The organism is Pseudomonas moorei (assembly GCF_008801475.1).
Taxonomy (GTDB): Bacteria; Pseudomonadota; Gammaproteobacteria; order Pseudomonadales; family Pseudomonadaceae; genus Aquipseudomonas; species Aquipseudomonas moorei.
Genome location: NZ_VZPP01000003.1, coordinates 161,325 through 174,438, shown reverse-complemented (window position 1 = coordinate 174,438; position 13,114 = coordinate 161,325). Strand labels below are relative to the sequence as shown.

General features: G+C 59.2%; 10 protein-coding genes. 5 read left to right on the top strand and 5 right to left on the bottom strand.

All coding sequences use genetic code 11. From position 1 onward, the window contains the following. Positions 1 to 28: 28 nt before the first annotated feature. Positions 29 to 1,333: a glycosyltransferase gene (locus F7R06_RS06135; RefSeq protein WP_090321425.1), complete on the bottom strand. Its 1,305-nt coding sequence runs from the start codon at positions 1,331 to 1,333 to the stop codon at positions 29 to 31. Positions 1,334 to 1,411: 78 nt separating this feature from the next. Beyond that, positions 1,412 to 1,771, bottom strand: coding sequence for a response regulator (locus tag F7R06_RS06130; RefSeq protein WP_090321428.1), 360 nt, complete (start codon positions 1,769 to 1,771; stop codon positions 1,412 to 1,414). Positions 1,772 to 2,030: 259 nt separating this feature from the next. Between F7R06_RS06130 and F7R06_RS06125 the strand changes: the two genes are divergently transcribed. The 5 genes from F7R06_RS06125 to F7R06_RS06105 all read left to right on the top strand — a co-directional run bounded on the left by F7R06_RS06125 (position 2,031) and on the right by F7R06_RS06105 (position 8,572). Further along, the gene (locus F7R06_RS06125; protein ID WP_090321431.1) at positions 2,031 to 5,519 is read left to right on the top strand and encodes a response regulator; all 3,489 of its coding nucleotides are present in this window, start codon (positions 2,031 to 2,033) and stop codon (positions 5,517 to 5,519) included. Beyond that, positions 5,519 to 6,352 carry a CheR family methyltransferase gene (locus tag F7R06_RS06120; protein WP_090321434.1) on the top strand — a complete coding sequence of 278 codons (834 nt, stop codon included), beginning with the start codon at positions 5,519 to 5,521 and terminating at the stop codon, positions 6,350 to 6,352. The genes F7R06_RS06125 and F7R06_RS06120 overlap by 1 nt, the downstream gene beginning before the upstream one ends. Next, positions 6,349 to 6,942: a chemotaxis protein CheB gene (locus F7R06_RS06115; protein WP_090321437.1), complete on the top strand. Its 594-nt coding sequence runs from the start codon at positions 6,349 to 6,351 to the stop codon at positions 6,940 to 6,942. Before F7R06_RS06120 ends, F7R06_RS06115 begins: the two co-directional genes overlap by 4 nt. Then, positions 6,936 to 8,117 (top strand): hybrid sensor histidine kinase/response regulator, encoded by a 1,182-nt coding sequence (locus tag F7R06_RS06110; protein WP_090321440.1) that lies wholly within the window; start codon positions 6,936 to 6,938, stop codon positions 8,115 to 8,117. The genes F7R06_RS06115 and F7R06_RS06110 overlap by 7 nt, the downstream gene beginning before the upstream one ends. Positions 8,118 to 8,194: 77 nt before the next feature. Next, complete coding sequence (locus F7R06_RS06105) at positions 8,195 to 8,572, top strand: response regulator (protein WP_090321444.1); 378 nt, start codon at positions 8,195 to 8,197, stop codon at positions 8,570 to 8,572. A 45-nt stretch (positions 8,573 to 8,617) separates the two neighbouring features. Here F7R06_RS06105 and F7R06_RS06100 read toward each other — a convergent pair whose 3' ends face one another. The 3 genes from F7R06_RS06100 to F7R06_RS06090 all read right to left on the bottom strand — a co-directional run bounded on the left by F7R06_RS06100 (position 8,618) and on the right by F7R06_RS06090 (position 12,959). After that, on the bottom strand, positions 8,618 to 10,288 hold the full coding sequence (locus F7R06_RS06100) for a response regulator (protein ID WP_090321447.1): 1,671 nt from the start codon (positions 10,286 to 10,288) through the stop codon (positions 8,618 to 8,620). After that, positions 10,285 to 11,787, bottom strand: a complete 1,503-nt coding sequence (locus tag F7R06_RS06095; protein WP_090321451.1) for an ATPase domain-containing protein — start codon at positions 11,785 to 11,787, stop codon at positions 10,285 to 10,287. Before F7R06_RS06095 ends, F7R06_RS06100 begins: the two co-directional genes overlap by 4 nt. 116 nt (positions 11,788 to 11,903) lie before the next feature. Beyond that, on the bottom strand, positions 11,904 to 12,959 hold the full coding sequence (locus F7R06_RS06090) for a tetratricopeptide repeat protein (RefSeq protein ID WP_090321453.1): 1,056 nt from the start codon (positions 12,957 to 12,959) through the stop codon (positions 11,904 to 11,906). Positions 12,960 to 13,114: the final 155 nt, after the last annotated feature.

Genomic DNA, 13,114 nt, shown 5'->3' with positions numbered 1-13,114 from the left:
CGTCCTGTCTATGTTGGAGCGCCGTAGGTCATATAACTTTTTCTGGAACGCGATTCTTTGCCTCAATCCATTGCGCCATGTACTGAGTGCTCTTGTGTTGATGGTGGCGCAACATGCTGCCGGTAAAGTTATCCCGGCGGATCTGCGCCAGATGCCGTTGGCAATACAGCAGTTTTTCAATCAGGGCCGGGCCATGGGTGGACTGCTGGTAGCGGCTGGCGAGCAGTGCCTGGGCCTGGCGCTGGGCTTGCTGCCAATCAGACTTGTCGGTGTGCAAGCGCACCGCGTTATCGGCGAACTCGCGGGCGGTTCGGCACACGGCTCCGGGCCAGGCTTGCGAGCCGTGCATGGCTTCGGCGCCTGTTGGCGTGGTGACAGTCGGCGTACCGCAGAGCATTGCATCAACGATTTTGCCTTTGATTCCCGCGCCAAAACGCAGTGGCGCCAGGCTCACCCGAGCCGCCGACATGACCTGCAACGCATCTTCCGCCCAGTTCATCACGTGAAAGCCCTGGCCGGCATTGTGCAGCGCGGTTGCCTTGGGCGGCGTGTAAGCGCCATAGATGTGCAACTGCGCGCCAGGCAAATGCTCGCGGATCATTGGCCAGATGACGGTTTTCAACCAAAGCACCGCGTCCCAGTTGGGTGCATGCCGAAAGTTGCCAATGTGCAGGAAGTGCGCGCGGTCTTCGAACGGTACCGGCAGCTGGTTCGGCAGATCAACCATCAGCGGGCACCAATGCAGCAGGCTTCGCGGAAGGTTGAACTGCTCGACCAGCAACTCGATTTCCACCTCGGAGATCATCAGGTTCAAGTCACAACGATAAATCGCGGCGATCTCCCGTTTGGCCAGATTGGTATCGGCCATGAACTCGAACTCTTCGCGCAACGCCGGCGCAAACAAGTCCGTGAAGTCATTGGCGTCATCACTGGCCTTCAATCGTGCCTTGAGTCTTTGATGCCGGGCATCGCGCAGACTTTGCAGGTCGGACGTTTCAAGCACGCGCAGTGCCTGGGGACAATGTTTCTCAACGCGCCAGCCAAACTGCTCTTCCATCATGAAGCGATCGAACAGCACCACATCCGGGGCCAGTTCGCGGACGAACGTGTCGAAGCTGCTGTTATTCAACTCGATCGGCACCTCACGAATACCCAGCGCCGTCAGGTCAGCCCGGTGTTCGCCGCTGCCGGCCGGGCTGCTGAAGGTGATGTCCCAACCCTGCTGCAGGAATGTCTCAAGGATCTGCATCATGTGGCCGCCGGCTGCGGAGGAGCGGGGCTCGGGCCAGACGTAACCAATGACCAGGACTCTGGTTGCGCGAGGTTCACTCATGTACGGGGTTTCCTTGGAGCGTGCAGGGGGCAGACAAATTTACGAGGGGGCGGTATTAGACCATGGCCGGTAGCAGGTTCACTCGAGAATGCTCTTGACCTTGTCCCGCAACTGATCAATGGAGAAGGGTTTGCCAATCACATGCATCCCTTCGGGCACTTCGATGCTTTCGGCATAACCGCTGGCAAACAAGACCGGTAGATCGTGGCGCAGCATGCGCGCCTGAGCGGCCAGTTCTCGGCCATCCATCACTGGCAGGCCGACATCGGTCATCATCAAGTCGATGTGCTGGTCCTCGTCATTGAGAAAATCCAGCGCCTGCTCACAGCCATCGGCTTCAAGAACTTTGAACTCCAGCTCCTCCAGCACATCGACAATCAGCATGCGCACGATGGCGTCGTCTTCGACAACCAGGATGATGGAGGAGTTGGCGGACATGGCGGATATCTCGAGAAGTGGGGAGGGTGGCCAGTCGATCGAAATCGCCGGCCTCTTGCATGAGTAAATGGCGACTGCCGACAAGTTCCCGACAGGCTATAAAAAGAGTAGTGACACAGTAGCTGGAAGGATAACCGCTCCCATGGCGTCAAAGCAGCTGAGATGTAGGAAATTGCGCGAAAACGCATCAGAAAATTGGATCAATGCGCCGGTTATGGGGCAAACTCCTTGGTTTTCACCAGTTGGACAAGGCTTGACTATGACCTCTGAGTCTTCAGTTGATGAGCAACGGTTCCGCAAACTCCTGAGCCGCAACATCAGCCTGCCGCTGGGTGTTGGTGTTATCAGTGCTGTGTTCTTCGTTTCGTTGATCATGTACCTGCTGTCGACGATCCAGTGGGTCGAGCACACGGACCGGGTGATCAATAACGCCAATGAAGCGCTCAAGCTGACGGTCGACCTGGAAACCGGCATGCGCGGTTTCCTGCTCAGCGGTGACGAAAAATTTCTCGAACCCTATGAAACGGCAAAACCGAGAATCGAGGTGGTACTCACGACCTTGCTCGATTTGACGGGCGACAACCCGGCCCAGACCGACCGTCTGCACCGGCTGCAGGCCTTGCAACAGGAATGGGCCAACTATGCGCAAAGCATGATCGATTTACAGCGATCCAGCGGCGATTACCGCGGCGCGGTTCGGGCTGGAAAAGGCAAGCGCTTGACCGATGAGATCCGCAAGCAATTCGAAGACGTGATCGACATGGAGCAGCAACTGCGCACCACCCGCAACGATGAGGTGAGGCGCACGACGGTCTGGAGCATCGGACTTTACCTGTTGTTCATCGCCGCCATCAGTGGCTTGCTGGCGTATATCGGCCGACGTGACCTGCTCAATCTGTCCACCAGTTACAGCGCCAACCTTGCCGCGCAGCAGGCCAGCGCCCGTCGCCTGGAACAGCAGGCCTGGCTGCGCAATGGCCAGACCGAGCTCGCTGAGCAGGTACTGGGGCAACTGAGCCTGAATTTGCTCGGGCGCAACATCCTGCAGTTCTGCGCGCAGTACCTGGGCAGTGCGGTGGCGGCGCTGTATGTCCGTGAAGAACACGGCGGCCTCAGGCGCGTGGCGTCCTACGGTTTTTCGCGTGAGCAGGAAGCCATCGATCAGCAGATCTACAGTGACGAAGGCATCGTCGGCCAGGTGGCACAACAGGCGCGCCTGATCCGCCTCGACAACGTGCCGAGCGACTACTTCAAGGTCACTTCCGGACTCGGCCAGGGCTTGCCACGCAGCGTGCTGGTGGTGCCGACCAGCGACGACGACCGGGTCAATGGCGTCATCGAACTGGGTTTCCTGCGTCCACTGAACGACCGCGACATCGAATTGCTTGAGTTGATAGCGGCCAACATCGGCACCTCCATTGAGGCCGCGCGTTATCGCCAGCGCCTGCAGGAAGTGCTGGCCGAAACCCAGCAACTCAACGAAGAGTTGCAGGTGCAGCAAGAAGAACTCAAGACCGCCAACGAAGAACTCGAAGAACAGTCGCGGATCCTCAAGGAATCCCAGGCGCACCTGGAAACCCAGCAGGTGGAGCTGGAGCAGACCAACGAGCAACTCGCCGAACAGGCAACGATTCTGGCCGAGCAACGCGACGCCATGGACCTGAAGAACACCGAGCTCAATCAGGCCCAGCATCAACTTGAAGAGCGCGCTGAAGAGCTGCAGCGCTCCAGCAAGTACAAGTCGGAATTTCTCGCCAACATGTCCCACGAACTGCGCACGCCGCTCAACAGTTCGTTGATCCTGGCCAAATTGCTGGCGGAAAACCCCCAGGAAAACCTCAGCGCCGAACAGGTCAAGTTTGCCGAATCGATCTATAGCGCCGGTAATGACTTGCTCAACCTGATCAACGACATACTCGATATTTCCAAGGTCGAGGCCGGCAAACTGGAGATCCGCCCGGAAAGCACCAGCGTCGCACGTCTGGTGGACGGCTTGCGCGGGATGTTCCAGGCATTGGCCACGGACAAGCAGCTGGAGTTTCACGTCACGCTGGAAGACAGCGCTCCGGCGTTGATCTTCACCGACCGCCAGCGCCTGGAGCAGGTGATCAAGAACCTGCTGTCCAACGCGGTGAAGTTCACCGAAAAGGGCAGTGTCAGTCTCAGCGTTGCCTCGGCGCCCAACCACGGCATTGCCTTTAGTGTCCGCGACACCGGGATCGGCATTGCCGATGATCAGCAGGAAAGCATTTTCGAAGCCTTTCGCCAGGCCGATGGCACCACCAACCGCCGTTACGGTGGCACCGGGCTCGGCCTGTCGATTTCCCGCGACCTGGCCGCCTTGCTGGGCGGCTCCATCAGCGTCAGCAGCATACCGGGGCAGGGCAGTGTATTCACCCTGGTCTTGCCGCAACAATACGTCGAACCGGGTGAGGACCCCGTCGAACCGATGCGCTCGGTAGCGCTAGCGCCAGCCCCGCCTGTGGCGCCGGCCGCATTGGCGCCGCGGGTAATCGAAGACATCCCGCGCTTCGACGATGACCGCAACAGGGCACCGTTCGCTACCCGCTGCATTCTGGTGGTCGAGGACGAACCGAACTTTGCGCAAATTCTCTACGATCTTGCCCATGAGCTGGGTTATCAGTGCCTGGTGGCCCATGCTGCCGATGAAGGCTACGACCTGGCCCGCGAGTTCACTCCCGACGCGATCCTGCTGGACATGCGCCTGCCCGATCATTCCGGCTTGACCGTCCTGCAACGCCTCAAGGAGCACGCGCAAACCCGGCATATCCCGGTGCACGTGATTTCCGTCGAAGACCGGGTCGAGGCGGCGATGCACATGGGCGCCATCGGTTATGCGCTCAAGCCGACCACGCGCGAAGAACTCAAGGACGTCTTTGCGCGCCTGGAAGCCAAGCTGACCCAGAAAGTCAAACGCGTGCTGCTGGTGGAGGACGATGATCTGCAGCGCGATAGCATTTCCCGCCTGATCGGCGACGATGACATCGAAATCACCGCCGTCGGCCTGGCTCAGGACGCACTGGATCTGCTGCGCACCACGATCTTCGATTGCATGATCATCGACCTCAAACTGCCGGACATGCTCGGCAATGACCTGCTCAAACGCATGTCCACCGAAGACATCTGCTCGTTTCCGCCAGTGATCGTCTATACCGGGCGCAACTTGACCCGGGACGAAGAAACCGAGCTGCGCAAGTATTCGCGCTCGATCATTATCAAGGGCGCGCGTTCGCCAGAGCGCTTGCTGGATGAGGTCACACTTTTTCTGCACAAAGTCGAATCCCGGCTGTCCCATGAACGACAGACAATGCTCAAGACCGCCCGCAGCCGCGACAAGGTGTTCGAGGGGCGCAAAGTGCTGCTTGTGGACGACGACGTACGCAACATCTTCGCCCTCACCAGCGCACTGGAGCAAAAGGGTGCAGTCGTGATCATCGGCCGGAACGGCCTTGAGGCGATTGATCGATTGAATGAATTCGAGGACATCGATCTGGTGTTGATGGACGTAATGATGCCGGAGATGGATGGCTTCGAAGCCACCATCGAGATCCGCAAGGACCCGCGCTGGCGCAAGCTGCCGATCATTGCGGTGACGGCCAAGGCCATGAAGGACGATCAGGAGCGCTGCCTGCAGGCAGGCGCCAACGATTACCTGGCCAAGCCCATTGACCTGGATCGTCTGTTTTCGCTGATCCGTGTGTGGTTACCGAAAATGGAACGTATCTAGTGGAGCGCCATTATCCAGGGGAGCGAAACAGCGAAATCGAATTGCGCTTGTTGATCGAGGCGATCTACCTGAAGTACAGCTATGATTTTCGCGATTATTCCGGCGCTTCGATCAAGCGCCGGGTCACTCATGCGCTGAGCCAGTTCGAGTGCAATACCATTTCGGCCCTGCAGGAAAAGGTCTTGCACGATCCGAAGGCGTTCATGCAGTTGCTGCAGCTGCTGACGATTCCGGTCAGTGAAATGTTCCGTGATCCCTCGCACTTTCTGGCCATACGCAAGGAAGTGGTGCCGCTGCTCAGGACTTACCCATCGATCAAGGTCTGGATCGCCGGTTGCAGCACGGGCGAGGAGGTCTATTCGATGGCGATTTTGCTGCGCGAAGAAGGCCTGCTGGACCGCACCATCATCTATGCCACCGACATCAATCCGCGTTCGCTGGAAAAAGCCAAGCAAGGCATTTTCTCGATGGAGAATGTCCGGGCCTACACTTCCAACTATCAGCACGCAGGTGGTCAACGCTCCTTCGCCGATTACTACACGGCAGCCTATGGCTACGCGATATTCGACAAGTCGCTGTGCGAGAACGTGACGTTCGCCGATCACAGCCTGGCGACCGACAGTGTGTTTTCAGAAACACAATTAATTTCGTGTCGTAACGTATTGATTTATTTCAATAAAAAACTTCAGGATCGCGCATTCGGTTTGTTTCACGAGTCACTGTGCCACCGTGGATTTCTGGTGCTGGGGAGCAAGGAAACCCCGGATTTTTCGGCCTATGGCAATCAATTCGAGCCCTTGGTCAAACTGGAACGGATCTACCGTAAATCATGAACAACGCCATGGGCTTGCCTTCCATAGAAGCAATCGTGATCGGCGCCTCGGCAGGCGGGGTAGAAGCGTTGCTCAATATCCTCACCCCGCTGCGTAAAGGCTTTGGGTTGCCGATCATTGTGGTGCTGCACTTGCCGGATGATCGTCGCAGCCAGTTGGCGGAAGTCTTTGCCCGACGGGTAGCCTTGCCGGTGCTGGAGGCCGGCGACAAAACCCAGGTCGAAGCCGGAACCCTGTATTTCGCCGCGCCCGGTTATCACTTGTCAGTGGAGCAGGACCGCAGCTTTTCCTTGAGTCTTGAAGAGCGCGTACATTATTCGCGGCCCGCCATCGACTACCTGTTCGAATCGGCCGCCGATGCCTATGGGCCGAAACTGCTCGCCGTGTTGTTGACCGGCGCCAATCGCGACGGGGCCCACGGTCTTGCACAGGTCAAGCGACGTGGCGGGCTGACGGTCGTGCAAGACCCGGACGAGGCGCAGGTCGCGACCATGCCCCTGGCGGCGCTGGACATTCACCAGCCTGACCACATTCTCACTATTCACGGCATCGGCCGTCTGCTTGTCGAGCTGGAACACATCGCATGCTAAGTAATATTCAGGCCAAACTGCTGATCGTCGACGATTTGCCGGAAAATCTGTTGGCACTTGAAGCGCTGATCAAGCGTGAAGACCGCATCGTCTATAAGGCGCTTTCCGCCGACGAAGCCTTGTCGCTGTTGTTGCAGCACGAATTTGCCATGGCCATTCTCGACGTGCAGATGCCTGGCATGAACGGGTTCGAACTGGCCGAGTTGATGCGTGGCACGGAAAAGACCAAGAACATTCCGATCGTGTTCGTCAGTGCCGCCGGTCGCGAGCTGAACTACGCGTTCAAGGGCTATGAAAGCGGTGCCGTGGACTTCCTGCACAAACCGCTGGACATTCATGCGGTCAAGAGCAAGGTCAATGTGTTCGTCGAGCTGTTTCGTCAGAGCAAGGCGATGAAACAGCAGGTCGAGCAGCTGGAGCAGAGCCGGCGCGAGCAGGAGGCATTGCTCAACCGATTGCAGAGTACCCAACTGGAATTGGAGCAGGCCGTGAGGATGCGCGATGACTTCATGTCCATCGTTGCCCACGAAGTGCGCACGCCGCTCAATGGCCTGATCCTCGAAACCCAGTTGCGCAAGATGCATCTGGCCCGGGATAACGCGGCCGCTTTTACCCTCGACAAGATGCACGCGATGGTCGACCGCGACGAACGGCAAATCAAAAGCCTGATCCGCCTGATCGAAGACATGCTTGATGTGTCGCGCATTCGCACCGGCAAACTGTCGATCCGACCGACACGCTTCGATCTGTCGGAACGGGTTCGCCATGTATTGCAGAACTTCGCCGCGCAGATCGAGGCCGCCGAGTCCTCGGTGACCCTGGTGGCCGAGCAACCGGTGATCGGCAACTGGGATGAGTTTCGTATCGAGCAGGTCATTTCCAACCTGCTGACCAACGCCTTGCGTTACGGGGCCAAGAGCCCGATCACCGTGAAGGTGTACAGTGAGAACGGTGAAGCACGGGTAGAAGTGCGTGATTTCGGGATCGGCATCAGTGAAGAGAACCAGCACAGGATTTTCCAGCAGTTCGAGCGCGTCACGGCCAAACACGCCGTCGCCGGGCTCGGGCTGGGATTGTTTATTTCCGAACAGATTGTCACCGCCCATGGCGGTAGCATTACCGTCGAAAGCCGGATTGGCGAAGGCGCCCTGTTTCGCGTTTGTCTGCCGCTGTAGGAAAACGGCGCGATAAACGCAACCTCTGATCGACCTCACGGTCGTATCAGCAGCTATTGACCGAACAAAGGCTTCCCATGAGTGAAGATGCACAAGACGTCGTATTGATCGTCGAAGATGACCCCTCGATTCTGATGATACTCACCGCCTACCTGTCGGGGGAGGGCTACCGGGTACTGCAGGCCGAAAACGGCGAGCAGGCCTTCGAGATCCTCGCCAGCAAGCCACACCTGGACATGATGATCACCGACTTCCGTCTGCCGGGCGGAATCTCCGGCGTGCAGATCGCCGAGCCCGCGGTCAAGCTGCGACCGGAACTCAAGGTGATATTCATCAGTGGCTACCCGCAGGAAATCCGTGAAACCGACAGCCCGATCACGCGCACCGCGCCTATTCTCGCCAAGCCGTTCGATCTGGATGTGCTGCAGGAAATGATGCAGGACATGCTGTCCTGATGGCGGCAGGCGCTGCCCTTTGGCAACGCCTGCCAGGTGAGCTCTTCAGACGCTGATCATCTCCCGCACCTTCGCCGTCAACAGGTCGAAAGTGAACGGTTTGGTGATCATCTGCATACCGGGGTCAAGAAAACCGCCGCGCACCGCCGCGTGCTCGGCATAGCCGGTGATGAACAGGACCTTGAGCCCGGGCCGGTGCTGTCGGCCGATCTCCGCCAATTGTCGACCGTTCATGCCGGGCAAGCCGACATCACTGATCATCAGGTCGATACGCTGCGGCGAGTCAAGAATCGGCAACGCGCTGTCCGCATCGCCGGCCTCGACGAAGGCATAGCCCAGCTCACTCAACACGGTACTCACCAACACGCGAACTGCCGGGTCATCTTCGACGATCAGCACGGTTTCGCCATTCTGCGCGAAAAGCGGATGCTGGCGATCGACCGGACTGACCTGTGGCAGGTCGCCCCCGAAGCGTGGCAGGAACAGGCTCACCGTGGTGCCTTCGCCTACTTCGCTTTGAATGGCGACGTGGCCCCGGGATTGTTTGCTGAAGCCGTAGATCATCGACAAGCCCAGGCCGGTGCCCTGGCCGATGGGCTTGGTGGTGAAAAATGGATCGAAGGCACGGCTGATGGTGCTTTGCGGCATGCCACAACCATTGTCCGTGACACTGAGCATCACGTAGTCACCCGGCTTGAGGTTGCTGTGGGCTTCGGTGAAGCCGGCATCCAGCTGCTGGTTCGCAGTCCGCACCACCAGTTTGCCGCCATCGGGCATGGCATCGCGGGCATTGATGACCAGGTTGAGCAGGGCGCTCTCCAGTTGATTGGGGTCGGCCTCGGCCACCCATAGACGCTCGCTCAGCTGCATGTCCAGGCGAATGCTTTCGTTGATGCTGCGTTGCAGCAATTCGCCCATGGAGATCACCAGGTTGTTCATCTCCACCGGCTTGGAGTCCAGCGACTGGCGGCGGGAGAACGCCAACAGACGATGAGTCAGGCCCGCCGCGCGATTGGCTGACGTCACGCCAAGGTCGATCAGGCTGTCCAGATCCTCGGTGCGGCCACGGGCCAGGCGCCGGCGCAGCAACTCCAGGCTGCCGATGATGCCGGTCAGCATGTTGTTGAAGTCATGGGCAATACCGCCCGTGAGTTGGCCGACCGCCTCCATTTTCTGCGATTGGCGCAACACTTCTTCATTGTGACGCAACTGCGCGGTGCGCTCTTCGACTTGCTGCTCAAGGGTTTCGAGGGTGTTCTGCAGGCGCAGCTCGCTCTGGCTCAAGTCGACCAGCCGGTCCCTGGCTTCATATTGTCGTCGACGTCCGCGCAGGGCCGTGGTCACCAGGCTGATCAATGTCTCCGGATGAAAGGGGCGCTCGAGGAAGGTGACGTTGCCCAATTGCGGGCCAAAACGTGAGGCAGGGTTTTGTTCCGGGCCACCGTGATGGGTCAACAATACGATTGGCAGGTCCGACCAGGCTGGCTGCTGCTCGATCAGGCCCAGCAAGGGTTCCAGATCGATGCCCAGCAAGGCCTCGGCGGAAATCAGCAGCAACCCCGCACCCTGTTCCAGTTCGCGGCATAGCTCGACCAGACCCGCACTGATAACGCCGTCGAAACCCGCTTCACGGAGCAGCATCAAGGCGATCTGGCCGTCACGTCCCAGCGGCGCGAGGATGATCGCGCGCTCGGAAGTGGCTTCGACCGCCGTCATGGGCTTTCTTCCCCGAGCAGCGGGTTGCTGGCGCCCATATAAGTGGGAACGCCGCGCAAAACGCCCTGGAATGATTCCAGCGGCTCGCCGATGGTCATGCCGTGGCTGCTGATGCGGTATTCACGGATGGTCGATTCATGGCTGCCGGTGCGTTTCTTGATCACCGAAATCGCCCGACGCACCTTGCCCACGGCTTCGAAGTAACGCAGCAGAATCACGGTGTCCGCCAGATAGGTGATGTCCACCGGGGCCTGCATATCGCCTACCAGTCCGTGCTGGGCGACGGTCATGAACGTCGCGGCGCCCTGACGATTGAGGTACAGCAGCAGCTCGTGCATGTGCAGGACCAGGGCGTTCTCTTCGGGCATGGCCGCCTGGTAACCGTTGATGCTGTCGATGACCACGGTCTTGATGTTGCGCTCGTCGACACAGCGGCGAACCCGGTGGGAGAACTCGCCGGGGGACAGTTCAGCGGCATCGACTTGTTCGATCAGCAAGTTGCCGCTGCGTTGCAGCCCCTGCAAATCGATACCGATGTTTTTCATGCGTTCGAACAGCAGACCCAGTTCCTCGTCGAAAATGAACAGGGCGGCTTTTTCACCCCGGGCCACGGCAGCGGCCGCGAAGATCATGGAGATGAGGGACTTGCCGGTACCGGCCGGACCGAGAATCAACGTGCTGGAGCCGGTTTCGATACCGCCGCCGAGCAGGGCGTCCATTTCCGCGATGCCGCTGGTCAATTGCTGGCGCAGGTAGCGCCCGCGGTGTTCGGCGGCCACCAGGCGCGGAAACACATGCACGCCATCACCCATGATGGTGAAGTCATGAAAGCCGCCACGGTATTTCTGGCCTCGGTACTTCACCACCCGGATACGTCGCCGTTCGGCGCCGTAGTTGGGGGTCAGTTCCTCCAGGCGAATCACGCCGTGGGCCACGCTGTGCACGGTTTTGTCGAGGGACTCGGTGGTCAGGTCGTCGAGCAGCAACACGGTGGCGTCGTAGCGCACGAAGTAGTGCTTGATCGCGAGGATCTGCCGGCGGTAGCGCAATGAGCTTTGCGCCAGCAGGCGGATTTCGGACAGGCTGTCGAGCACCACGCGGGTTGGCTTGAAGCGTTCGACCACTTCGAAGATCTGCTTGGTGGCTTCGCCCAACTCCAGGTCAGAGGAGTACAGCAGCGACTGCTGGTGCTGGGCATTAAGCAGGCTTTCCGGCGGCGTCAGTTCGAAAATATGCACGTTTTCACCCAGTTCCCAACCGTGGGAGCGGGCGCCCTGGCGCAGTTCGCGTTCGGTTTCGGACAGGGTGATGTACAACGAGCGTTCGCCGGCCTGGGCGCCGGCCAACAGAAAGTGCAGGGCAACGGTGGTTTTGCCGGTGCCCGGTTCACCCTCCAGTAAAAACACGTGGCCGCGAGAGAGTCCGCCATCGAGGATGTCATCCAGCCCTTCGATACCGGTGGCGGCTTTTACACTGATCAACTCGTGGGATATAGACAAAAAATGCCCTCTCTTGACTAGGGGAACGAGGCAGTGGGCGCTGAGTGCCACTATGGTCTGCCTATTCACTTGACCTTTGGTCGAGACGAGCGTTCAACAAAATTTACGGCGGGATATCAGAGACCCTGCTGCAGGGCCGGATCGTCCGGATTCATTTGTTCGAGTTGTGCCAGCAGGATCTGCACGTTCTGCAGTTGTCCGCTTTCCTTCCAGTAGTTGATCAGCAGCACCCGCGCCCTGCGATCGTTCGGGTGGCGCTGGACGATCTCCTGCAACTGCTTCTGCGCCGCCTCCAACTCCTGTTGACCATGTAGGGTGGTGGCCAGGTCATAGCGATAGTCCTTGTTGCCCGGCTCAAGCTCCACGGCTTTGGACAGCCCCAGCAGGGCGAATTCACTCTGGCCATGATTGAGCAGCCAAAGCCCCAGTGCATGCTGCAAATAGGCCGAATCGGGCTGCGCCTTCAATTGCTTGGCCAGCAACTGCCGGGCGGCATCGCTTTGTCCCAGTTTATCGAGCACGTCAATCTGCATGACCAGCGCCGGCAGGTTGTCGGGGGCCAGGCGCAGGGTGTTATCAAGCGCCTGCTGGGCTTCCTTGAATTCGGCATTGTGCAAATGCAGGCGAGCCAGTTGGTAGTCATTCTCGGCGCTTTCCGGCGCGTTTTTGAGTACCTGCTCCCAGGCATCGATGGCTTGTTCCAGCGGCCCGAAATACAAGCCGAGGTCATCCGGTGACAAGCCCAGCAAGGCGTTGACGACGGCAAACCGCACATTCTGGTCGCTGTCCTCCAGCAACGGCCCGAGCAACAAACTGCGCTGGCCGTTGGGCACCAGTCCGCTGATGCTCTTGATCGCCGCGATGCGCACATCGGGCGACTCATGTTTCAAGTCGGCGTCCGCGAGTTTCAGGGCCACCGAACTCGGATAGTTGGGCAGTTCGGCATGCAACCAGATGCGCCGTTTGGGCGATAAATCGGGGCGGCCCAATTGTTGGTACAGCACGCGAGCGGCGCCGGGCTGGCCGGCACGGGCCTGGGTCAGCGCTTCGCTGTAACCGCGCTTGATCGCTTCAGGCACCACAGGGGTCGTGCTGCGCTGGTACAGCCATGCGAGGCCGACGACAAACAAGGCGCAGAGACTGATAAGCAGATAACGGCGGGAGTGGGGCATGCAGAATCCGGGAGCTGGCAAGCTTTTGCAAAGTCAGCAGCTTCGGTCAGGCGAGGCTCCGAGTCAAACCCTGACTGACCTGGAAAACGGCAGATCACGTTGGTTCGCAAAGCTGTCGAGCCCGCGCAGCTGTGACTAAGCTTGCTGGACAACGG

Bases quoted from the DNA above. Each gene is read 5' to 3' on its own strand.
- F7R06_RS06135 (WP_090321425.1), bottom strand. From the start codon at position 1,333: ATGAGTGAACCTCGCGCAACCAGAGTCCTGGTCATTGGTTACGTCTGG.
- F7R06_RS06125 (WP_090321431.1), top strand. From the start codon at position 2,031: ATGACCTCTGAGTCTTCAGTTGATGAGCAACGGTTCCGCAAACTCCTG.
- F7R06_RS06110 (WP_090321440.1), top strand. From the start codon at position 6,936: ATGCTAAGTAATATTCAGGCCAAACTGCTGATCGTCGACGATTTGCCG.
- F7R06_RS06105 (WP_090321444.1), top strand. From the start codon at position 8,195: ATGAGTGAAGATGCACAAGACGTCGTATTGATCGTCGAAGATGACCCC.
- F7R06_RS06090 (WP_090321453.1), bottom strand. From the start codon at position 12,959: ATGCCCCACTCCCGCCGTTATCTGCTTATCAGTCTCTGCGCCTTGTTT.
- F7R06_RS06130 (WP_090321428.1), bottom strand. From the start codon at position 1,771: ATGTCCGCCAACTCCTCCATCATCCTGGTTGTCGAAGACGACGCCATC.
- F7R06_RS06100 (WP_090321447.1), bottom strand. From the start codon at position 10,288: ATGACGGCGGTCGAAGCCACTTCCGAGCGCGCGATCATCCTCGCGCCG.
- F7R06_RS06115 (WP_090321437.1), top strand. From the start codon at position 6,349: ATGAACAACGCCATGGGCTTGCCTTCCATAGAAGCAATCGTGATCGGC.